The organism is Rahnella sp. Larv3_ips (assembly GCF_003697865.1).
Taxonomy (GTDB): domain Bacteria; phylum Pseudomonadota; class Gammaproteobacteria; order Enterobacterales; family Enterobacteriaceae; genus Rahnella; species Rahnella rivi.
Genome location: NZ_MJIB01000021.1, coordinates 253740 through 276510 on the forward strand (window position 1 = coordinate 253740; position 22771 = coordinate 276510).

At 50.6% G+C, this 22771-nt stretch carries 24 protein-coding genes; 16 read left to right on the forward strand and 8 right to left on the reverse strand.

Annotation, left to right across the window (positions count from 1 at the left end; genetic code table 11):
• Positions 1-8: 8 nt before the first annotated feature.
• Positions 9-1205 (reverse strand): glycine C-acetyltransferase, encoded by a 1197-nt coding sequence (kbl, locus tag ED901_RS20650; RefSeq protein ID WP_056774503.1) that lies wholly within the window; start codon positions 1203-1205, stop codon positions 9-11.
• A gap of 241 nt (positions 1206-1446) precedes the next feature.
• Here kbl and rfaD point away from each other — a divergent pair, with 241 nt between their 5' ends.
• From rfaD to coaD, 12 genes are all read left to right on the forward strand, one after another.
• Positions 1447-2379 (forward strand): ADP-glyceromanno-heptose 6-epimerase, encoded by a 933-nt coding sequence (rfaD, locus tag ED901_RS20655; RefSeq protein ID WP_112165143.1) that lies wholly within the window; start codon positions 1447-1449, stop codon positions 2377-2379.
• A gap of 30 nt (positions 2380-2409) precedes the next feature.
• A complete protein-coding gene (gene rfaF / locus ED901_RS20660; RefSeq protein WP_122097091.1) occupies positions 2410-3459 on the forward strand; it encodes an ADP-heptose--LPS heptosyltransferase RfaF in 1050 nt (349 codons plus the stop codon).
• Positions 3459-4448, forward strand: coding sequence for a lipopolysaccharide heptosyltransferase RfaC (gene rfaC, locus ED901_RS20665; protein WP_122097092.1), 990 nt, complete (start codon positions 3459-3461; stop codon positions 4446-4448). Before rfaF ends, rfaC begins: the two co-directional genes overlap by 1 nt.
• Positions 4445-5542 carry a glycosyltransferase family 9 protein gene (locus ED901_RS20670; RefSeq protein ID WP_122097093.1) on the forward strand — a complete coding sequence of 366 codons (1098 nt, stop codon included), beginning with the start codon at positions 4445-4447 and terminating at the stop codon, positions 5540-5542. The genes rfaC and ED901_RS20670 overlap by 4 nt, the downstream gene beginning before the upstream one ends.
• Positions 5535-6539 carry a glycosyltransferase family 8 protein gene (locus ED901_RS20675; RefSeq protein WP_122097094.1) on the forward strand — a complete coding sequence of 335 codons (1005 nt, stop codon included), beginning with the start codon at positions 5535-5537 and terminating at the stop codon, positions 6537-6539. Before ED901_RS20670 ends, ED901_RS20675 begins: the two co-directional genes overlap by 8 nt.
• Positions 6536-7822: an O-antigen ligase gene (locus ED901_RS20680; protein ID WP_122097095.1), complete on the forward strand. Its 1287-nt coding sequence runs from the start codon at positions 6536-6538 to the stop codon at positions 7820-7822. The genes ED901_RS20675 and ED901_RS20680 overlap by 4 nt, the downstream gene beginning before the upstream one ends.
• Positions 7823-7890: 68 nt before the next feature.
• Positions 7891-8898, forward strand: coding sequence for a glycosyltransferase (locus ED901_RS20685; RefSeq protein WP_122097096.1), 1008 nt, complete (start codon positions 7891-7893; stop codon positions 8896-8898).
• A gap of 159 nt (positions 8899-9057) precedes the next feature.
• Positions 9058-10140 (forward strand): putative lipopolysaccharide heptosyltransferase III, encoded by a 1083-nt coding sequence (rfaQ, locus tag ED901_RS20690; RefSeq protein ID WP_122097097.1) that lies wholly within the window; start codon positions 9058-9060, stop codon positions 10138-10140.
• A gap of 1 nt (position 10141) precedes the next feature.
• Positions 10142-11269, forward strand: a complete 1128-nt coding sequence (locus ED901_RS20695) for a glycosyltransferase family 4 protein (protein ID WP_205965137.1) — start codon at positions 10142-10144, stop codon at positions 11267-11269.
• 120 nt (positions 11270-11389) lie between these two features.
• Positions 11390-12664 (forward strand): lipid IV(A) 3-deoxy-D-manno-octulosonic acid transferase, encoded by a 1275-nt coding sequence (waaA, locus tag ED901_RS20700; protein WP_056774466.1) that lies wholly within the window; start codon positions 11390-11392, stop codon positions 12662-12664.
• The gene (locus tag ED901_RS20705; protein ID WP_122097099.1) at positions 12664-13431 is read left to right on the forward strand and encodes a glycosyltransferase family 2 protein; all 768 of its coding nucleotides are present in this window, start codon (positions 12664-12666) and stop codon (positions 13429-13431) included. Before waaA ends, ED901_RS20705 begins: the two co-directional genes overlap by 1 nt.
• Positions 13432-13437: 6 nt before the next feature.
• Positions 13438-13920, forward strand: a complete 483-nt coding sequence (gene coaD, locus ED901_RS20710) for a pantetheine-phosphate adenylyltransferase (RefSeq protein ID WP_122097100.1) — start codon at positions 13438-13440, stop codon at positions 13918-13920.
• Between the two features lie 9 nt (positions 13921-13929).
• On the opposite strand, the gene mutM is transcribed toward coaD, so the two are convergent.
• The 4 genes from mutM to radC form a co-directional block, all read right to left on the reverse strand.
• Entirely contained in the window at positions 13930-14739 is an 810-nt protein-coding gene (gene mutM / locus ED901_RS20715; protein ID WP_056774454.1) for a bifunctional DNA-formamidopyrimidine glycosylase/DNA-(apurinic or apyrimidinic site) lyase, read from the reverse strand.
• A gap of 140 nt (positions 14740-14879) precedes the next feature.
• On the reverse strand, positions 14880-15047 hold the full coding sequence (gene rpmG / locus ED901_RS20720) for a 50S ribosomal protein L33 (RefSeq protein WP_004392084.1): 168 nt from the start codon (positions 15045-15047) through the stop codon (positions 14880-14882).
• A gap of 11 nt (positions 15048-15058) precedes the next feature.
• Positions 15059-15295 carry a 50S ribosomal protein L28 gene (rpmB, locus tag ED901_RS20725; protein WP_004953342.1) on the reverse strand — a complete coding sequence of 79 codons (237 nt, stop codon included), beginning with the start codon at positions 15293-15295 and terminating at the stop codon, positions 15059-15061.
• Positions 15296-15561: 266 nt separating this feature from the next.
• Complete coding sequence (gene radC / locus ED901_RS20730; protein ID WP_056774448.1) at positions 15562-16242, reverse strand: DNA repair protein RadC; 681 nt, start codon at positions 16240-16242, stop codon at positions 15562-15564.
• Between the two features lie 182 nt (positions 16243-16424).
• On the opposite strand from radC, the gene coaBC reads away from it, so the two are divergent.
• The 3 genes from coaBC (at position 16425) to slmA (ending at position 18846) form a co-directional block, all read left to right on the forward strand.
• On the forward strand, positions 16425-17642 hold the full coding sequence (gene coaBC / locus ED901_RS20735; protein ID WP_183850517.1) for a bifunctional phosphopantothenoylcysteine decarboxylase/phosphopantothenate--cysteine ligase CoaBC: 1218 nt from the start codon (positions 16425-16427) through the stop codon (positions 17640-17642).
• A complete protein-coding gene (dut, locus tag ED901_RS20740; RefSeq protein ID WP_056774445.1) occupies positions 17620-18078 on the forward strand; it encodes a dUTP diphosphatase in 459 nt (152 codons plus the stop codon). Before coaBC ends, dut begins: the two co-directional genes overlap by 23 nt.
• A gap of 171 nt (positions 18079-18249) precedes the next feature.
• Entirely contained in the window at positions 18250-18846 is a 597-nt protein-coding gene (gene slmA, locus ED901_RS20745; RefSeq protein ID WP_056774442.1) for a nucleoid occlusion factor SlmA, read from the forward strand.
• 68 nt (positions 18847-18914) lie between these two features.
• On the opposite strand, the gene pyrE is transcribed toward slmA, so the two are convergent.
• Positions 18915-19556, reverse strand: coding sequence for an orotate phosphoribosyltransferase (gene pyrE / locus ED901_RS20750; RefSeq protein ID WP_056774439.1), 642 nt, complete (start codon positions 19554-19556; stop codon positions 18915-18917).
• A gap of 85 nt (positions 19557-19641) precedes the next feature.
• Positions 19642-20358: a ribonuclease PH gene (gene rph, locus ED901_RS20755; protein WP_056777524.1), complete on the reverse strand. Its 717-nt coding sequence runs from the start codon at positions 20356-20358 to the stop codon at positions 19642-19644.
• Positions 20359-20485: 127 nt separating this feature from the next.
• Between rph and ED901_RS20760 the strand changes: the two genes are divergently transcribed.
• On the forward strand, positions 20486-21349 hold the full coding sequence (locus ED901_RS20760) for a YicC/YloC family endoribonuclease (RefSeq protein ID WP_122097101.1): 864 nt from the start codon (positions 20486-20488) through the stop codon (positions 21347-21349).
• Positions 21350-21429: 80 nt separating this feature from the next.
• On the opposite strand, the gene fabF is transcribed toward ED901_RS20760, so the two are convergent.
• The gene (gene fabF, locus ED901_RS20765; RefSeq protein WP_056777531.1) at positions 21430-22704 is read right to left on the reverse strand and encodes a beta-ketoacyl-ACP synthase II; all 1275 of its coding nucleotides are present in this window, start codon (positions 22702-22704) and stop codon (positions 21430-21432) included.
• Positions 22705-22771 lie beyond the last annotated feature (67 nt).

Here is a 22771-nt window from a genome sequence, read left to right on the forward strand (position 1 = left end):
GACATTCCTCAGGCGATCACGCCAAGTTTTTTACCGATACGGATGAAAGCGTCAACGGCCTGTTCGATCTGTTCAGTCGTATGGGCGGCTGACATTTGGGTGCGGATCCGCGCCTGCCCCTGAGGCACAACCGGGTAGAAGAACCCGGTGACATAAATTCCTTCCTGCTGAAGTTGGGCAGCAAAATCCTGCGCCAGCCGTGCCTCGCCCAGCATCACCGGAATGATGGCGTGGTCGGCACCTGCCAGGGTAAACCCCGCCGCCGTCATTTTTTTGCGGAACAGTTTGGAATTGGAGAGCAGCTTCTCGCGCAGCTCACTGCCAGCTTCGAGCATGGATAACACTTTTAGCGAGGCAGCAACGATCGAAGGGGCCAGCGAATTGGAGAACAGATAAGGTCGCGAGCGCTGGCGCAGCCAGTCGATGACCTCCTGTCGTGCGGCGGTATATCCGCCCGATGCCCCACCCAGCGCTTTGCCGAGCGTACCGGTGATAATATCAACGCGGCCCATCACATCGCAGTATTCATGCGTTCCGCGCCCTTCTGCACCAACAAAACCGACCGCATGAGAATCATCGACCATCACCAGCGCATCAAAACGCTCCGCCAGATCGCACACGCCTTTCAGGTTGGCGATCACACCATCCATCGAAAATACACCGTCGGTCGCGACTAGAATATGGCGCGCACCGTCGTCTTTTGCCTGCTGTAAACGGGCTTCCAGCTCGGCCATATTGTTGTTGGCGTAACGATAGCGTTTGGCTTTGCATAACCGTACACCGTCAATAATGGAGGCATGGTTGAGTGCGTCCGAAATAATCGCGTCTTCTTCTCCCAGGAGGGTTTCGAACAGGCCGCCATTTGCATCGAAACAGGAGGAATAGAGAATGGCATCGTCCATACCCAGAAAATCTGCCAGACGATGTTCGAGCTCTTTATGGGTATCTTGTGTGCCGCAAATAAAACGCACCGAAGCCATGCCGAAACCGTGGCTGTCAAGACCGGCCTTGGCGGCCCGGATTAATTCAGGATGGTTCGCCAGCCCGAGATAGTTATTGGCGCAAAAATTAATGACCGGCTTTCCGCCCGCGACCGAGACTTCGGGCTGCTGCGGGGTGGTCAGAATACGCTCTTCTTTAAACAGCCCTTCAACCCGCGCCTGATCGAGCTGATCTTCCAACTGGCGATAAAACGAAACAGACATACAGTATTCTCCTGAAATGACTCATTCACGGAATACATTACTAATCTGCATATGAAATAACGATGAAAACGCTCACAAAATCTTCATTTTGCAGCATACTTCACGCCTTACGCTCTGAAACATAAGAATGCGTGATATCGGACACCTTCCCAATGTGAGCTTGATAATGAAGTGTTATGATATTGCCAACTGTATAAATCACGCATGGTGCGTGATTTTAAAATGATTAAAGGTGAGTCCCATGATAATCGTCACTGGCGGCGCTGGTTTTATCGGCAGCAATATTATTAAATCGCTCAATGATATGGGATACCGCGATATTTTAGTGGTCGATAACCTGAAAGACGGTACCAAGTTCGTCAATCTGGTTGATCTGGATATTGCGGATTACTGCGACAAAGAAGATTTCATTGCCAGCATCGTCGCGGGTGATGATCTGGGTGATATCGACGCGATCTTCCATGAAGGCGCCTGCTCTTCCACCACCGAGTGGGACGGCAAATACATGATGGATAACAACTATCAGTATTCAAAAGACATCCTGCACTTCTGTCTGGACCGGAGCATTCCCTTCCTTTATGCCTCTTCCGCCGCCACTTACGGCAGCCAGAGCACCAGCTTTGTGGAAGAGCGTCAGTACGAGCAACCGCTGAACGTTTACGGCTACTCCAAATTCCTGTTTGACCAGTATGTTCGCGAAATTCTGCCGCATGCTGAATCGCAAATCTGTGGTTTCCGTTACTTCAACGTGTATGGCCCGCGTGAAGGCCATAAAGGCAGCATGGCCAGCGTTGCGTTCCATCTGAACAACCAAATCAACGCCGGCGAGAATCCAAAATTATTCTCCGGCAGCGAAGGCTTTAAACGCGATTTCATCTATGTCGGTGACGTGGCCGCGGTAAACCTGTGGTTCTGGCAGAACGGCGTATCCGGTATTTTCAACTGCGGGACTGGCCGTTCAGAATCTTTCCAGGCCGTGGCGGATGCCGTGGTGGCTTACCACAAGTCGGGCGATATCGAATACATTCCGTTCCCGGAAAAACTGAAAGGTCGTTATCAGTCCTTCACTCAGGCTGATATGACGGCTCTGCGTAAAGCAGGCTACGACAAACCGTTTAAAACGGTTGCCGAAGGTGTGACGGAATACATGAGCTGGCTCAACCGCACAGTCTAAGAACCGCACATTGAGGAATGGATTAACGGTATGAAAATACTGGTAATTGGGCCGTCATGGGTCGGTGACATGATGATGTCACAAAGTCTTTACCGCACCCTGAAACTGGCGCACCCGGATGCACAAATTGACGTGATGGCACCTGCATGGTGCCGTCCGCTGCTCGACAGGATGCCAGAAGTGAATCGGGCATTGTCGATGCCGTTGGGTCATGGCGCTCTGGAACTGGGTGAGCGCCGCCGTCTGGGCATTTCTCTGCGCCAAGAACAGTATCAACGCGCATACGTTTTACCCAACTCGTTTAAATCGGCGCTGGTTCCGTTTTTTGCGCGCATTCCGCAACGTACAGGCTGGCGCGGTGAAATGCGCTATGGCCTGCTGAATGACGTCCGCGTTCTGGATAAAGCAGCCTTTCCGCTGATGGTTCAGCGCTATGCCGCGCTGGCTTACGATGCTCCACGCATTAAAACAGCCGCCGATCTTCCGCAGCCCATTTTGTGGCCGAAATTGCAGGTTAGCGAAGCTGAAATCGCCGCCGTCACCGCCTCGTTCAATGTCGATAACGCCCGCCCGCTGATTGGATTCTGTCCAGGTGCGGAGTTTGGCCCGGCAAAACGCTGGCCGCATTATCATTATGCCGCGCTGGCGGAAAAGTTGATCCACGAAGGCAATCAGGTGGTGCTGTTTGGCTCGGCCAAAGACCACCCTGCCGGAGAACAAATCCGCCTTGCTCTGTCTGAGAGTGCGCAGCCTTTCTGCCTCAATCTCGCAGGAAAAACATCTCTGGATCAGGCCGTTGTCATGATTTCTGCCTGTCACGCCGTGGTCAGTAATGACTCCGGTCTGATGCACGTCGCGGCTGCGCTGGATAAACCGCTGGTGGCGCTCTACGGGCCAAGCAGCCCTGATTTCACGCCGCCTCTCAGCCATCAGGCAAAAGTTATCCGTTTGATCACCGGCTATCATAAAGTCCGTAAAGGCGATGCTGAAGAAGGTTATCACCAGAGCCTGATTGATATTCAACCAGAGCAGGTTTATCAGGAATTAAACCAGTTACTGTGCACAAGGAAGGAGCAGTAATGCGGGTTCTCATCGTCAAAACTTCGTCAATGGGCGACGTATTGCACACGCTTCCTGCGTTAACGGATGCCATGAGGGCTATTCCGGGGATCCGCTTTGACTGGGTCGTGGAAGAGGGATTTGCACAGATCCCTGGCTGGCACCCTGCCGTAGACCGGGTGATTCCGGTCGCCATAAGACGCTGGCGTAAAAACTGGTTCGGATCTGAAACCCGTCAGCAGCGCTGTGATTTCAAACGTGAAGTGCAGTCTCAGACCTATGACGCCGTGATCGACGCACAGGGCTTGATGAAAAGCGCGGCATTGGTCACGCGTGTCGCTAAAGGCGAAAAACACGGTCAGGACTGTAAAAGTGCCCGTGAACCTTTTGCCAGCTGGTTTTACAACCATCGCCATGAAATCGATAAAAAACAGCATGCGGTAGAACGTACCCGGGAGCTATTTGCAAAAAGTCTGGGCTATGAAAAACCTGCGACTCAGGGTGATTACGCCATTGCAGCACGATTCCTGTCACACCTTCCCGCCGATGCGCACGAGTATTTGGTGTTTCTCCATGCAACAACCCGCGCGGACAAACACTGGCCAGAATCCCACTGGCGTAAACTGATTGAACTGCTGAGCGCGCAACACATCCGCATCAAGCTTCCCTGGGGAGCAGAGCACGAATATCAAAGAGCGTTACGTCTGGCTGAAGGGTTTCCTGATGTCGAGGTTTTACCAAAACTGAGCCTGGAAAATGTGGCGGAGGTTTTAGCCGGTGCCAAAGCAGTCGTGTCTGTCGATACCGGGTTGAGCCATCTGACGGCTGCACTTGATCGGCCTAATATCACGCTCTACGGACCGACAGATCCGGGATTGATCGGCGGCTACGGGCAGAATCAGTTCATTCTCAAAGCACAGGACAATTCGCTGGAAAACCTGACGGCAGAGCGCGTATTTAAGCAACTGAATGAGATGATCTCCGCGGAAAAGGAAGCGAGCAAAGTATGAGCTACGTGATAATTTTTATCTTGCTGTGGCCATTCAAAATGCTAATGAAACCTTTTCATCGAAGCACTGGCCGCAATCTGGTTATCCAAACCGCCAAGATCGGGGATTTCGTTAATATCACCCCGCTGCTGAAGCATTTAAAAAAATCAGACGTGCTGATCAGTAAAACGGTGTTACCGCTTGCCGCGCACGATACGACGATTGAATCCATTTATCTGATTGAAGATTATAAAAAATCTTTATTCTCCAAGATCCGTCTGGCGTTTCATTTTCTGAATCGCTATGACCGCGTTTTTTTACTCCAGCCAAACAGCGTGAATGCTTTTTATGCCGCCTTCTGCAATGCCAGTTATAAAGCGTTTCTGATTGCCTACACCCGTAAGTGGTACCACGGCATTTTCTATCAGACGGCAGATGTGGTCAGGGTGCACAGAAAAACCGACTTCACTCTCGAGAGCTATCTGAAGCTGGCAGATCCTGTTCTCACCTCTGAAAGTTATAAAAAACATGCCACCTGGCCGCTTTATGTGCCGGAAGAAAACCTTCCTGAACTCGCTATAAAAGAAACGATAAGAATAGGGATCAGCATTTCAGCGGGAAATAAGGCAAAAACTATCCCAACCGACGTCTGGATAAAAATACTCGATTGCCTGAAGGGTCTGCCATGTCAGTTTTATGTTTTTGGCCCTGAGAACGAACAGCCCTATCTCGACCAGTTGCTGAAAAAACGGAATGACAATAAAAACATCACCAGCCTGATAGGTAAGCTGAAATTGCATGAAGTGCCGTATGCCATTTCGCAGATGGATGTGTATATCGCCTCCGACTCGGGCAATATTTATATTGCCGATGCCGTCGAGGTCCCGGTGGTGTGTCTCGCGGGCCCTTGTGATTTGGCCGAGCAACATCCAACCTTCGCTGCATTAATTTTATCGCCGGAAGATGAAAGCCTTTCGCCGGAATCCTTTATATTCTCTGCACCTTACACGTTCAGACACAGTGCGGAACAACTGTTTTCGCTGAGTGATTCACAGCTAAACCAGATACGTTCTTTTGTCGTCAGTAATACAAGTCAGGAACAGCACCATGCCTAATCAGGAATACCTGAGTTATCTTGAGCAGAAAGAAGAGCTCGTTAACAATTTAGGGTTTTCAGACTTGCCGGTTGTCCATATCGCGTTCGGTATTAATAACGCGTATGCGCGCGGCATGGGGATCACTGTGTTTTCGGTTATGGAAAATAATCCTGACTTAGCTTTCCACATCCACGTGTTTGGCAGTCCGCTTGATGAGAAGTCAAAATCATTACTTCTCGAACTGGCCGCAAATCGTCCTTTAGCCATCACCTGCAATGTTTTCAAAGAATCGGCCTTTACCGACTTGCCGCTGATAGGGCGTTACCCACAGGCGATTTATTATCGTTTGTTTATTCCGTATCTGCTTGCTGATGTCACATCAAAATTCATTTATCTCGATGCTGATACATTGTGTGTAGGCAGTTATAAAGAGCTGCATGAAAAAGATATAAGCCGTTACACACTGGCGGCGGTGAACGACACCGAAAGGGCTCGCAATAAACTTTGCCCCCATTTAGGGCTGACCAGCGGGAATTACTTCAACTCTGGATTTTTATATATCAATATCCCGATGTGGATTGAGAAAAAAACGACGGAGAGAATCATTCAGACGCTGGCAATTCATGGCACAGAACTCAAGTTTCCGGATCAGGATGCACTCAATATTGCTCTGGAGCATGAGGTATTACTCCTGCCTAAAAAATATAACCTGGTGTGCGATATCATCCTGAATAAAGTCGGTAAAAAAACACCGGTGCCTGAAGATGCAATCCTGATTCATTACACAGGTAAATGTAAACCATGGCATCGCTGGGGTATGGGCGAATTAGCCAGTCTCTATGATCAGTACTATGCAAAATCGCCATGGCATGACGTTCCACATGATATGCCTGTCTCTTACAAAGAGATGAAGCGTTATGCGCAGGCACTTTGGCATGAACATCAATATGTGAAAAGCTTAAGTTGGATGTTTAAATACATGAACACTAAAATCTTCAGGAAGCACTCTTCATGATCAGGAACTGGCTATCAGCGATTAAGCAGTCATCAGTTGATGATAAGCTTGCTGCTGTGTTCTTCTTATTTACGGCAATATCTGTTTCGTTTTTCATGTATTCCGGTGAAGTGACGCGTAACTTCTTTTATATCATTACTTACATCGCCATCATTTACTTCATATACATCACATTTAAAAAAGAAAAGAAAATCCATTTCTATATTTTCGCCTGGGCCGTGTTTATTTTAGGTGTCAGTAAATTACTTTGGGTTGCGTTAACCACCAATGAACAGTATCCGTTAATTGCCTACCATTATCAGATCAGTGGTAAACGTCTGATACTCGCCGCCTTTGTTCTCTACGCCATTGAGCACAACGTGAAAAAGTGGAAAATCTCCACGTTAACAATGCGCACCGGCGTCACCATCATGACGTTGCTTTTCATTATTATCGCGGTTACCCATATCGCGGTTTACCTGAAAACAGGCGACCGGATAAAAATTAACTCAGATGCATCCACATCAGGAGCCTATACCTTCACCATTTTCTCATTACTGGTCATGTACAGTCTGAAATATTACGCACTTAAGCATTACAGATTACCGTGCCTGATTATCATGACGATGACTTTTGGTGTTCTTGCTGCAACAGAAACCCGCTCAGCCATCATGCTGTTCACCTTATTCAGCGCAGTGAGTATTCTTTATGATTTCGCAAAGAGTTCGCATACTTCGAAAATAATTTACGGCTTTGCGATTGGCAGTTTAATTTTAGCTGCGGTGATTTCAGGTCACCCTTATTATAATCGTGTGGTAGAGCGTATCGATAATCTCCAGCACGAAGTGAATTCTTACAGTCAGGGTGATCGTAATACTTCCGTTGGTGCCCGTTTTTCAATGTGGCGTGCCGGCATAGAGGTATTTAAACAGCATCCGCTGGGCCAGTCGGCTGACAGCCGTAACGCGCTGGCGACCCAATATATTGATCAACATGAAGGTGGCAATCCGGAAGCAATCCGTAATTTATCCTTCCACCTCCACAATGACATTCTCGACAGCCTTTCCCTGCAGGGGATTTTTGGCGGCATTATCATGGTGATGTTCTTCGCGGTGTTGCTGCTTTATCCCTTTAAGCTGGTGCCAAAAGGTTACGAATTTTTACTGCTCTCCGTTCCGGTGATTTTTTTCAGTCAGGGCGATACTCAGTTCTACAACCGTGAATCGCCGTACTTTATTGTACTGGTGTTCGGTTACCTGCTGATGCTGAGAATGTGTGACCGCTCTTCGTCAGTAAAACAGTGATTTTTACGGGGAAGTGAACCACACTGATTCCCCGTTTATTGCCATTCTTATCAGTGGAAATTGTGGAAATGAACCCGACAACGGTGCCCGAAGACATCAGGCTTAGCGCGATCATCCCCTTGTACAATGCGGGGGAGATGTTCAGAAACTTTATGGATTCGCTCGTCGCGCAGACCCTTACCAGCCTGGAAATCATCATTGTGAACGATGGGTCAACGGATGGCTCAGATCTGGTCGCTCAGGAGTATGCGGAAAGACATTCACATATCAGGGTGATCAGTCAGCCTAATGGAGGGGTTTCCCTCGCACGTAACACCGGGCTCGCTGCCGCTAAAGGCCGCTATGTCACCTTTCCCGACGCAGATGACATTCTTAATCCTGATATGTATCAGACACTGATCGACATGTGTGAACAGGATGATTTGGACGTCGCGCAGTGTAATGGCGAGCGTTATTTCGTCGGAACGAAAAAAGTAAAACCGATCATTCCTGCCGATCGCTTATCCTCGACGCCTGTTTTGGATGGCGCCACCTGGCTGAAAACGGCACTGGCAACCAATCGCTATTTGCATGTGGTTTGGCTCGGTGTATATCGGCTGGCATTGATTAAAAAGCATCAGCTCTATTTTGAACCCGGTTTACATCATCAGGACATTCCCTGGACGACTGAGTTTATGTTTAACGCGCAACGCGTGCGGTACACGCAGACAGTGCTGTATCGTTATTATATTCATGGTCTGTCCATCAGTAATCAGAAACGCACCGGAATGAAAAATGTTGAATATCAGAGACATTATCTGAAGATTGCTAAAATGCTGGATGATCTGAACCGGCGATATAAAGACCGGGTAAAAATCTATGCCGAATTTCCGCGCCAGGTCACACGTGAAGCCTTAACGGTATGCCACTCTGTGCGTCGTGAGCCCGATCCGGCAGCGCAAAAGGCCATGATTGAGGATATTTATACCAGCGGAACGCGCCAGATTATGCTGCGCAATGCACGTGGAATTAAACAATGGTGGCAATTATTGTTGTGGCTGAAACGCCTCCACACGCTGCGTAAACGTCTTGCCTGAAATGTTTCAGAAAGGGATGATTCTTTTACGTCTGTAACTCCGTTATAACTCATTCATAAACGAAGTTATTTATCTTTCTATATCAGCCAGATAAATAGCTTCACAGCATCCTGTTCTTCACCTAGAATCAACTCACTATCTTCTAAATCAGATAATAGAATGCCTAACACTGAAGCCAAATATGCAGCGTTCACCCCCAGAAGAATTCTGCTGGTCAAACTCCGTCATCACGGAGATATGGTACTGACAACGCCGGTGATAAACAGGCTTCACCAGCATTATCCTGATGCTGAAATTGACGTGCTTTTGTATAAAGAAACACGGCCTATTCTGAGTGAACATCCTGCCATTTCAACGATTCATGTCATTGACAGAACATGGAAAAAACAAGGTATTCGGCATCAGCTGAAGCAGGAGTTTCTGTTACTTAAAGCGGTACGTTCCCGGCATTATGACCTGGTTATAAACCTCGCTGATCAGTGGCGCAGTTCCCTGCTTTCGATGCTTTCAGGCGCGAAGGTCAGGCTGGGATTTGACTATAAAAAACGTCGCTCATTTATCTGGCGTGCCGGTCATACCGATTTAGTGACAACGGAAAACCACGGCAAATTGCATACCGTTGAGCAAAATATGTCGATCCTCACCGCGCTCGGCCTTTCTGTCGAAAATGCCCAAACGTCGATGCATTATTCAGAAAGTGACAAAGCATTTTGCCAGCAGCTGCTGGAAACAAATCAGGTGAGTGGCGAATACATTGTGATTCAGCCAACCTCCCGCTGGATTTTCAAATGCTGGGATGACGACAAATTTGCCAGCGTAATCGACGGTCTGAGTGATACCGGCATGACTATCGTCATGACGTCCGGCCCCGATAAAAAAGAGCTGCAGATGGTGAGCAAGATCCAGGATCTGACGCATAACCCTCAGGTTATTTCCGTCGCCGGCCAGTTATCGCTGACACAACTTGCCGCCATGATTGACGGCGCGAAACTGTTTATTGGGGTGGATTCGGCGCCAATGCATATGGCCGCTGCACTCAATACACCTTGTGTCGCTTTGTTCGGGCCAACGAAAATGCAGCACTGGCGTCCATGGGGCAACCATAACACCACGATTTGGGCGGGCGATTACGCGCCGCTGCCCACCCCTGACTCTATTGATACGAAAACCCAGCAGCGATATCTGCATGCTATCCCGGTCAGCGACGTGCTGGATGCCGCCCGGAGCTATCTGCATGGCTGATTTGAAAACTATCCGGCTGGCGATCGTCAGACAAAAATACCGCCCGGATGGTGGCGCGGAGCGTTTCATCTCCCGTGCCCTCGAAGCGCTGGACGATCAAAACATCGAGCTCAATATCATCACCCGCCAGTGGGAAGGCAAACCTAATCCGAAATGGAAAATTCATCTGTGCAATCCGGCCAAACACAGCCGGGTGTCACGGGAGAAAGGCTTCGCAGCGGCCGCGCAAACATGCTGGAAAGCGGCTCAGTTTGATATTGTTCAAAGCCATGAACGTATACCGGGTTGCGATATTTTCCGCGCAGGCGATGGCGCGCACCGCGTCTGGCTTGAACAGCGCGCGCGCATTATTTCTCCCGCCCAGCGTCTGCTGACACGCCTCAGTCCGTATCATCGCTATGTGCTCCATGCCGAAGAAGCGATGTTTCATTCGGCGGAATTGAAAAAAATCATCTGCAATTCAGAGATGGTGAAACGTGACATCATGCGTTGCTACGGCGTTGATGCGTCACGTTTTAGCGTTATTTATAACGCCATTGATGCAGAAAAATTTAAGCCTGCGACAGATGAACAACGTCGTGAATCGCGGGCGAAGATGGCGATCCCGGAACAGGCTGTCGCGCTGATTTATGTGGGCTCAGGCTTCGAGCGCAAAGGGCTCAAACCGGCTATTCAGGCCATCGCCTCCAGCGACCGCTATCTCATCGTTGTCGGTCAGGATAAGGCGCAGAAGAAATATGAATCTCTTGCGCGTCAGTTAGGGTGTTTTGAGCGAATTCGGTTTATGGGCGTTCAAAATAACGTGCTGCCCTATTACCACGCAGCCGATGGCATGATCCTGCCAACACTGTATGACCCGTTTCCTAACGTGATCCTTGAAGCGATGGCCTGTGGTCTGCCGGTGATCACCAGCCAGACCTGTGGCGGCGCGGAGTTCATCACCGAAGGGCAAGAGGGTTTTGTTTGCGATGCTTTGGATATCGTAAAACTGGCCGAATTTGTAAAAAGAATCCCTTCCCGCCTGGAAAATGCTCAGATGAGCCATGCGGCAAGAGAACGCATATTGCCTTATTCTCCAAAAAACCTTTCACAACAGCTGGTGGCGCTGTATCACTCGCTGCTTATCTGATGACGTTTACGCAGGCATGATGAGTCGATAGCACTTATCTGATACCATGTGCCTATCTAACCGCCGGGATTATGCTCACTCTATGAAATTGACTTTCCCTAACGCAATGCCTCCTAAAAAATGAATATTTTTTACAATATAATCATATATTTGATTCAGCCATTAATTTGGATCCGTTTACTGTTACGCAGCCGTAAATCACCGGCCTACCGTAAACGTTGGGCTGAACGTTATGGCTTTTGCAAAGGTAAAGTCGTCCCTGGCGGCATCATGCTGCATTCTGTCTCTGTGGGCGAAACTCTCGCTGCGATCCCTTTGGTTCGCGCTTTGCGCCATCGCTATCCTTCATTGCCGATCACCGTCACCACCATGACCCCGACAGGCTCTGAACGCGTTCAGTCCGCCTTTGGCAAAGGTGTGCATCACGTCTATTTACCTTACGATCTGGCAGGATCGGTCAACCGATTCCTCGATGAAGTGAACCCGAAGCTGGTCATCATCATGGAAACCGAATTGTGGCCAAACCTCATCAGCGCGCTGCACCGCCGTAAAATCCCGCTTGTCATTGCCAATGCCCGGCTTTCCGCGCGTTCTGCAAAGGGCTATCAAAAACTCGGCAAATTCATTCGTACTATTTTGCAACGCATCACACTGATTGCTGCGCAAAATCAGGAGGATGGCGAACGCTTTCTCTCGCTGGGGTTGAAACGCAATCAGCTCGCCGTCACCGGCAGCCTGAAATTTGATATTTCAGTCACTCCGGAACTGGCTGCCAAAGCCATCGCACTGCGCAGCCAGTGGGCATCGCGGCGTCAGGTGTGGATTGCCACCAGCACGCATGAAGGTGAAGAAACGCTGCTGCTGGAAGCGCATAAAGAATTACTGAAAAACCATCCGACGCTGCTGTTAATTCTGGTACCGCGCCATCCGGAACGTTTCCCGGTTGCCTGTGAACTCACCCGTAAAGCCGGGCTGACATTCACCCAGCGCAGCACCGGCGAAGTGCCGTCCTCAGGCACGCAGGTGGTGATTGGCGATACCATGGGCGAATTAATGTTGCTGTACGGCATCGCCGACCTGGCCTTTGTCGGCGGCAGCCTGGTGGAACGCGGCGGGCATAATCCGCTGGAAGCCGCCGCACACGCAATTCCGGTTCTGATGGGGCCGCACACCATAAACTTCAAAGACATTTGCGCCAAACTGGCTCAGGACGATGGCCTGATCACCGTGACGGATACCGCATCGCTGGTGAAAGAGATTTCCACGCTGCTGACGGACGAAGATTATCGACTGTACTACGGGCGTCACGCCGTTGAAGTTCTGCACCAGAACCAGGGTGCGCTGCAACGACTGCTGCATTTACTGGAGCCTTACCTGCCTGTCCGGGGTCATTAATGGCTGACATAAAGCGCTTATCTGTTGTACTGATTGCACGCAATGAAGCCGGTTTATTGCAGGAATGTCTGGAATCGGTGGCCTGGGCAGATGAGATCGTTCTGCTCGATTCCGGCAGTGAAGATGAAACAGTAGAGGTCGCGCGCAGTTTCGGCGCTCTGGTCTTCCTGAACACTCAGTGGCCGGGTTTTGGTAAACAGCGACAGCTGGCACAAAGCCATGCCACCGGCGATTACATTTTGATGATCGATGCTGATGAGCGGGTATCTCCCGAACTTCGTCAGTCGATTGAAAATGCTCTCAAGGATCCGCAGGAAAACACGGTTTACAGTCTCGGACGCAGCAATTTATTCCTCGGAAAATTTATGCGTCACAGCGGCTGGTATCCGGATCGCGTGAACCGTCTTTATCCGGCACATTTTCGTTATAACGATGATTTAGTTCATGAATCCCTTGAAACTGACGGGGCACGCGTCCTCCCGCTTCAGGGTGATTTGCTGCATCTGACATGCCGCGATTTCTTTGCCTTTCAGCGTAAACAGCTCGGCTATGCGCAAGCATGGGCTACCCAGCGTCACCAGCAAGGACGTCGCTGCAGTTTCTTCTCCGTAATATCCCATACGCTGGGCGCATTCGTGAAAACCTGGATCCTGCGCGCGGGTTTTCTGGATGGAAAGCAGGGTTTGATTCTGGCGGGCGTCAATGCCCAGTATACTTTCAATAAATATGCCGCCTTGTGGGCATTCAGCCAACCTCTGCAGAAGTGAGCCAGCATGACCACTAAAGCAATTTATCCCGGTACTTTTGACCCGATGACTAACGGGCATCTCGATATTGTCACCCGCGCGGCACTGATGTTCGATCACGTGATTCTGGCCATTGCCGCCAGCCCAAGCAAAAAACCCATGTTTACGCTCGATGAACGCGTTGCACTGGCAACCCAGGTCACCTCGCATCTGAATAATGTCGAAGTGATTGGATTCAGCGATTTGATGGCGAATTTTGCCAAAGCACAGGGGGCGAACGTGCTGGTGCGTGGATTACGCGCGGTATCAGATTTTGAATATGAGATGCAACTCGCCAATATGAACCGGCACTTACTGCCGACGCTGGAAAGCGTGTTCATGATGCCATCGAAAGAATGGTCTTTTATCTCCTCTTCTCTGGTGAAGGAAGTGGCACGCCACGGTGGCGACATCACACCTTTCCTGCCGCAAGAGGTCACTCAGGCCCTGATGGAAAAAATCAGCGCCTGAAACCCGATCCTACCGCTGACAGCGCGGGCAGAAAAATGTGGTGCGTTGAGCATGTTTTTTACTCTCAATCAGCGTGCCACACACGCGGCAGGGTTCCCCCGCGCGGCCATAGACCTGGAGCTCCTGCGCGAAATACCCCGGCTTTCCATCAGACTGTAAAAAGTCTTTCAGCGTTGTTCCTCCCTGCTCAATTGAACGTAACAGAACAGCTTTGATTGTGCTGACCAGCAACGCCGTTTCTTCCCGTTTCAAAGAGTGCGCGGGTCTGTCCGGTGAGATGCCTGCAACAAAAAGGGATTCGCTGGCATAAATATTCCCGACACCGACCACCAGTTTGTTATCCATCAGCCAGGGCTTGATCGGCGATTTCCTGGTGCGTGATTTTTCAAACAGATAATCAGCGGTGAAATCCTCACTCAGCGGTTCCGGGCCAAGATGGGCTAATACGTTACTGCCAGCCAGATCGGCTGACCATAGCCATGCGCCAAAACGACGGGGATCGGTATAACGCAGCACATGGCCGGTATCCATCACCAGATCGACGTGATCGTGTTTGCCCGGCTCAGTCTCTTCCGGCAATACCCGCAAACTGCCAGACATTCCCAGATGAATGATGATCCAGCCCGTGTTGAGCTCAACCAGCAGGTATTTTGCGCGACGTTGAACGCTGAGAACGGGCTGATCGCTTAATGCCAGAATTTCCGCAGAGACGGGCCAGCGTAATCGCGCATTACGCACCACGGCGTGCATAATCGTGTGGCCTTTAAGATAGGGCTCAATCCCCCGGCGGCTGGTTTCAACTTCAGGTAATTCAGGCATATCCTCTCCCGTAACAGAATCGAAATCAGAGTGTGTCGCAGACATCCGTCTCAGGCAAACAAAAGACGCCCGCAACCCGAACCTCAAATTTCAGGCAATAAAAAACCCGGCCGGAGCCGGGTTTTATTAATCCACTAAAATTATTTAATTTTAGCTTCTTTGTAGATCACGTGTTGACGGACAACTGGATCGAATTTCTTCAGTTCCAATTTTTCCGGCTTAGTACGCTTGTTCTTCGTAGTGGTATAGAAGTGACCAGTACCAGCAGAAGAAACCAGCTTGATCTTCTCGCGAACACCTTTAGCCATGATTCAGTTCCTTAATACTTCTCACCGCGGGTACGCAGATCGGCCAAGACCGTCTCAATACCCTTCTTATCAATAACACGCATACCTTTAGCAGATACGCGCAGAGTTACAAAGCGCTTCTCAGCCTCAACCCAAAAACGGTGTGAGTGCAGGTTTGGCAGAAAACGGCGTTTGGTCGCGTTCATTGCGTGGGAACGGTTGTTACCGCTCACCGGGCGCTTGCCAGTAACTTGGCAGACTCGGGACATGTCTATATCTCCAAAAATCAAATCAGCTCGAGCTTCGTATAGGGTATGGCCGCCTCGTCAGGCTTTTAGAGCCCATCTCAGCAAACTCCACTGAGAACCGACTCACTGTCGTCGGGTAAAAACCATTTCATCAGGTATGAAACCTGCTGAGATAGGCTCTTAACGCCAAACCCAAGATTCTCAAAGGTGGCGTAGTATACGCTCTGTAGCGTAAGTGCTCAAGTCCCGAACAGCTAAAGATCCCAAAGGATCTTTAAAAAACGACGCTAAATCCAACCGCGTTCGGCAAAAGACACCGTTTCTCCGTGACCTACAACCAAATGGTCGAGAACACGAATTTCCAGCAGTTGGCACGCACGAATAATTTGTTCAGTCACTTTTCTGTCCATCAGACTGGGTTCAGCCCGACCGGACGGATGATTATGCGCCAGAATTAACGCTGCCGCATTAACCTTCATCGCACCGCGAACAATTTCGCGGGGATACACTTCTACGTGCCCAATAGTACCAGCAAACATCTCCTCATGGCGAATAACCCGATGCTGGTTGTCGAGAAAAAGTACCAGAAAGACCTCTCTTTCACGAAAAACCAGCAAATTCTGCAGATACTCCCGAATAACCGACGGGCTAAGCATGGCATTTTCCGCACTGAGATGGCGCAGATAGGCACGGCGGGATAACTCAGACACCGCAACAAGCTGGGCATATTTCGCCACGCCCATGCCTTTAATACGTGACATCGCGTTAAAATCCGCCATCAGTAACTGATGGAGTGAACCAAACTCATCGAGCAGATTTTTAGCCAGCTCCATAACATGCTGTCCGCGCGATCCGATGCGCAAATAAATCGCCAGCAGTTCCTGATCTGTCAGCCCTTTGGCACCCTGCTCTAATAACTTTTCCCGTGGTTTCACCGTATCCGGCCAGCCGTTGTGCGATTTCGTCATCCTGACTCCTTTTTCGCGGCGATTGTGCCACAGCCCCGACCATCAGGCTTTTCGGCGTCTTCAGCTTGCGAGGCATCGCGCAGAAATCTTATTCAACCTCGTTCGGATGTCGCCAATAGCTGTCATCATTGTGCGTTATGCTAAAATGTCGCTTCTTCAGGCTTTCAATCAATCGGACAATGATGATGACGGGACTTTCCGGCAAACATATTGTGCTCGGTATCAGCGGTGGTATCGCTGCCTATAAAGCACCAGAACTGGTACGTCGCTTACGCGAGCGTGGCGCGGAAGTACGCGTAGTGATGACAGATGCGGCTAAATCTTTTGTGACGCCACTGAGCCTGCAGGCGGTTTCCGGCTATCCGGTGTCTGATGACCTGCTTGATCCGGCAGCCGAAGCGGCGATGGGTCACATCGAATTAGGTAAATGGGCTGATTTGGTGCTGATCGCACCCGCTACGGCCGATTTACTGGCACGTATGGCCGCCGGTATGGCTAATGACCTGCTGACCACGGTTTGCCTGGCAACCGCGGCCCCGATTGCAGTGCTTCCGGCGATGAATCAGCAGATGTATCGCGCGACCGTCACGCAGGAGAATCTGCAACGGCTTGCAGCAAGAGGCACCTTGTTATGGGGCCCTGACAGCGGAAGCCAGGCCTGTGGCGATATTGGCCCGGGCCGAATGCTCGATCCCCTGGTCATTGTCGATATGGCAATCAACCATTTCTCCGTACGCCAGGATCTGGCGCATCTGAACATTATGGTGACGGCTGGCCCGACGCGTGAAGCGCTGGATCCGGTTCGCTTCATCAGTAATCACAGTTCAGGAAAAATGGGTTTTGCTATTGCGAAAGCCGCCGCCAATCGCGGTGCGAAAGTCACACTTATCGCCGGCCCGGTGACGCAACCGACACCCGCGAATGTCCGGCGTATAGATGTGGAAAGCGCACTGGAGATGCAACACGCGGTGCAACTTTCTGCCAGTTCACAGCATATTTTTATCTCCTGTGCCGCGGTTGCAGACTACCGTGCTGAACTGATTGCTGATGAGAAAATCAAAAAGCAAGGCGATGAAATCACAGTCAAAATGATTAAAAACCCTGACATTGTTGCCGGCGTGGCGGCGATGACAGAAAACCGGCCGTATGTCGTGGGGTTTGCTGCCGAAACCCAGAATGTGGAAGAATACGCGCGGCAAAAAAGGATCCGTAAGAATCTGGATCTGATTTGCGCCAACGATGTTTCACTTGCCGGGCAAGGTTTTAATACCGATAGCAATGCCCTGCATCTTTTTTGGCAGGACGGGGATAAAATCTTACCGCTTAGCGATAAATCCCTGCTTGGCCAACGTTTATTAGAAGAGATTGTCAGCCGTTATGATGAAAAAAATCGACATTAAAATTCTCGACCCGCGCATCGGTTCGACTTTCCCTTTACCGGCTTACGCCACGCCAGGGTCTGCAGGTCTGGATTTACGCGCCTGTCTGGATGCTTCTGTTGAACTCAAACCCGGCGAAACCACGCTGCTGCCAACCGGTCTGGCAATCCACATTGGTGATGCAAACCTGGCAGCGGTGATCCTGCCGCGCTCTGGTTTGGGGCATAAACATGGCGTGGTGCTGGGCAATTTAGTGGGTCTGATTGACTCCGATTATCAGGGACAGTTGATGGTTTCCGTCTGGAACCGTGGGCAAACAACGTTCGTGATTGAACCGGGCGAGAGAATCGCACAAATGGTCTTTGTGCCTGTGGTTCAGGCTGAATTCAATCTGGTGGAAGATTTCAACGCCAGTGAACGCGGTGAAGGTGGTTTTGGCCACTCCGGCCGTCAATAAGAACCTGTTCAGCACCGCAGATTTTGACGCGATATTGAACAGATCCTTATCACTATCAGACCGTAACAACACCAAGGGAACGAAAAAAGCCGCAGGATCATAGCGATTCATGCGGCAGTTGTGCGGTTTCTCCATGATTTTAGCCGTTTTTTAGCAAGGGTCTATTCAGACATGGCAGAGAAAGAAACGACAAAAAGGAACCGGCGCGAAGAGATTTTGCAGGCGTTAGCGCAAATGCTTCAGTCCAGTGATGGCAGCCAGCGGATCACGACCGCAAAACTCGCTGCCAGCGTAGGTGTTTCGGAAGCAGCTCTTTATCGTCATTTTCCCAGTAAAACGCGGATGTTTGACAGCTTAATCGAGTTTATTGAAGACAGCCTGATCTCGCGTATCAATCTCATCTTGCAGGATGAAAAGGATACATTGAACCGGATCCGTCTGATTTTGCTGCTGGTTCTGGGTTTTGCAGAACGCAATCCGGGCCTGACACGCATCATGACCGGACATGCTTTGATGTTTGAACAGGACCGCCTGCAGGGCCGCATCAATCAGCTCTTTGAGCGAATTGAAGCCCAGTTGCGTCAGGTACTGCGGGAAAAGAAAATGCGTGAAGGCAGCGGGTTTACCTATGATGAAACGCTGCTCGCCAGCCAGTTGCTGGCTTACTGTGAAGGGATGTTATCGCGGTTTGTGCGCTCAGAGTTTAAGTACCGTCCCACACAGGATTTTGATACGCGCTGGCCGCTCATCTCGGCTCAGTTGCAATAACGTCGCGTCGAAATAATGTGTCAGATGTTAAAAAGGGCCTTTCGGCCCTTTTTCATTTTTGGCGAATCTTAAACGCCGTACGTCTGCTGATATGCACGCACAGCCGCCAGATGGTCAGCCATTTCGGTTTTTTCTTCCAGATAGTCGATGAGATCTGCCAGCGTAATAATAGAAATCACTTTGCAATGGTAGTCGCGTTCAACTTCCTGAATGGCAGAGATATCAGCGCGTCCGCGTTCCTGACGATCCAGGGAAATCAGAACCCCGGCGAGCGTCGCGTGGTTCGCATTGATGATTTCCATAGACTCACGAATGGCCGTTCCCGCCGTGATCACATCATCAACCAGCATGACGCGCCCTTGCAGCGGGCTGCCTACCAGTAAACCGCCTTCGCCGTGATCTTTGGCTTCTTTACGGTTGAAGCAATAAGGCACATCGCGCTCATGATGCTCAGCCAGCGCAACGGCAGTGGTCGTCGCGATCGGGATACCTTTGTAAGCCGGGCCAAACACTAAATCGAAATCAATTTTTGAATCCATCAATGCTTCGGCATAGAAACGTCCCAGTAACGCCAGATCGCGTCCGGTATTAAACAGACCGGCATTGAAGAAGTAAGGGCTGATGCGCCCGGACTTCAGGGTGAATTCGCCGAATTTCAAAACCTGCTTGTTCAGTGCGAACTCAATAAATTGGCGCTGATAGGCTTTCATTGATGGTCTCCTCGATAATCTCGTATTTCTGACATTGTCAGCCCGCAGGCCATAAAAAAGGCGACTTCTCAGTCGCCTTAAAAAATCATTCCGCCAGTGCCGCTTTCTGCGCCTGGAAGATGGTGTCGATTCCCTCTCGCGCGAGGGCCAGTAAATTGAGTAACTCTTCGTGGCTGAACGGCTCGCCTTCGGCGGTGCCCTGCACTTCGATCATGCGGCCATCTTCCATCATCACCACGTTCATGTCGGTTTCAGCAGCGGAGTCCTCTACATACTCAAGGTCGCACAGCGCCTCACCCTTAACAATACCGACAGAAACCGCCGCGACCATGCCTTTCATCGGATTGGCTTTAAGTTTACCCGCAGCGACCAGCGCATTCAGCGCATCGGCCAGCGCAACACAAGCACCCGAGATAGACGCGGTACGCGTACCGCCGTCAGCCTGTAAAACATCACAGTCGAGGGTGATGGTGAATTCACCGAGTTTTTTTAAATCCACTGCGGCACGAAGAGAACGTGCGATCAGACGCTGGATTTCGAGAGTACGACCACCCTGTTTGCCTTTAGCGGCTTCACGCGGATTACGGGTATGAGTAGAACGCGGCAGCATCCCGTATTCTGCAGTGATCCAGCCCTGACCCTGGCCTTTCAGAAAACGCGGAACGCCTTCTTCTACCGTTGCGGTACACAGCACTTTAGTTTCACCAAACTCCACCAGCACGGAACCTTCAGCGTGTTTAGTGTAATGGCGGGTCAGTGTTACGGGGCGCACTTGTTGTGCATTTCGGCCTGCTGGACGCATGGGATAGTACTCCGGGTCGCAAATCATGTTTGGCTGCGCATTATACGGACTTCATGAGGTAATGCCTATCATGACCCGTCCACCGAGGCTATAATCCCTCCATCTTTACATTAACAGGTACGCATACATGATTCGTAGTATGACCGCTTATGCACGACGCGAAATTAAGGGTGACTGGGGCAGCGCAGCGTGGGAACTCCGCTCGGTAAACCAACGTTATCTGGAAACTTATATCCGTCTTCCGGAGCAATTCCGCAGCCTGGAGCCGGTCGTTCGCGAACGCATTCGTGCCCGTCTGACCCGTGGTAAAGTCGAATGTAATCTGCGTTTTGACCTCGACCCGGGTGCACAAAGCTCATTGCAGCTGAACGAAAAACTGGCTAAACAGCTGGTAGAAGCCGCGCAGTGGGTAAAAATGCAAAGTGACGAAGGTGAAATTAATCCGCTGGAAGTTCTGCGCTGGCCTGGCGTAATGCTGGCCGAAGAACAAGATCTGGACGCTATCAGCACCGAGTTGCTGCAGGCACTGGAAACCGCTCTGGATGATTTCATCAGCGCCCGTGAAAGCGAAGGTGCCGCTCTGAAAGTGATGATCGAACAGCGTCTTGACGGCGTCAGCGCAGAAGTGCTGAAGGTCCGCGCCCATATGCCAAATATTCTGCAATGGCAGCGTGAGCGTCTGGTCAGCAAACTGGAAGATGCGCAGGTACAGCTGGAAAACACACGACTGGAGCAAGAGTTAGTGCTGATGGCTCAGCGTGTTGATGTGGCCGAAGAGCTGGACCGGCTTGAAGCGCATGTCAAAGAAACACATAAAATCATGAAGAAAGAAGAAGCCGTCGGCCGTCGGCTTGATTTCATGATGCAGGAATTTAACCGCGAGTCGAACACGCTGGCGTCAAAATCAATTAATGCCGATGTCACCACATCAGCCATCGAGCTGAAAGTGTTGATCGAACAGATGCGCGAACAGATTCAGAACATCGAGTAATTTATTTGTACCGATGTAATAAAAACGCCTCAGGTCATCACAACCTGAGGCGTTTTTTTATGTGTCAGCGGTGAGGGGGATTACTTTTCCCAGCGCTTGAGCAGTACGCAGGCATTCACGCCGCCGAAACCAAAACCGTTCGACAAAGCATAGGTAATGCCATGTTTCTGCGCAGTATTACCGATGATATTCAGACCGGCAGCTGCTTCATCTTTGTTTTCCAGATTCAAGGTTGGCGGAACAATCTGGTCACGGATAGCCAGAATCGTGAAGATAGTTTCCAGCCCCCCCGCTGCGCCCAATAAATGACCGGTCGCTGATTTAGTCGAGGTCACGGCCAGTTTACCGTCAGTCCCGAACAGGGTTTTAATCGCGTTGATTTCACCCAGATCGCCGACCGGTGTGGATGTGGCGTGAGCATTCAGATGCTGTACGTCTGAAGGCTGAATACCCGCCTGACGCAACGCAATTTTCATCGCGCGACCTGCGCCATTCCCGTCTTCTGCACCTGAAGTCATGTGATAAGCATCACCGCTGGTGCCGTAACCGACGATCTCAGCCAAGATAGTCGCACCACGGGCTTTCGCGTGTTCCAGCTCTTCGATGACCAGCATACCGGCGCCTTCACCCATGATGAAACCATCACGGCCACTGTCGAATGGACGGGATGCTTTCTCAGGATGATCGGTATGACCCGCTGACATCGCTTTCGCGGCAGCAAAACCACCCAGGCTGACGGTATCGATCGCCGCTTCAGCGCCACCGCACAATGCAACATCCGCCTCATCGTTACGAATCAAACGCACTGCATCGCCGATCGCCTGAACGCCTGCCGCACATGCGGTTACCGGGGCACCAATAGGGCCTTTAAACTGATGTTTAATGGAAACCTGACCGGCTGCCAGATTCACCAGGAATGAAGGAATGGTGAACGGAGACAAACGCTTAGCGCCACGACTGTCGTTGGTACGAACGGCATGGGCGATGGCCGGAAATCCGCCGATACCAGAACCGATGACGGTCGCGGTACGTTCCTGCTGCTCAGCGGTTTCAGCTTTCCAGCCCGCATGAGTGATCGCCATTTCGGCTGCGGCCATGGCAAACAGAATGAAGCGGTCCATTTTTTTCTGGTCTTTCGGCACGACAAACAGGTCCGGATCGAAACCAGACTCAGGGTCCTGTTCTTTAGTTTGCACCTGACCGCCTATTTTCACGCTCAGCGTTTCAACAATCTCATCCGGCAATACACGGATACCAGACTGACCGGCCAGCAGGCGCTTCCAGATAGTTTCGATATCACAGCCCAGAGGACTCACAGCCCCCATGCCGGTAATCACTACTCGACGATGAGTCATAAAATGTTCCTTCCTGTCCGTTAATGCATACGTTTTTGCAGGGGTTTTGATTCGTCCGGCAGAAACA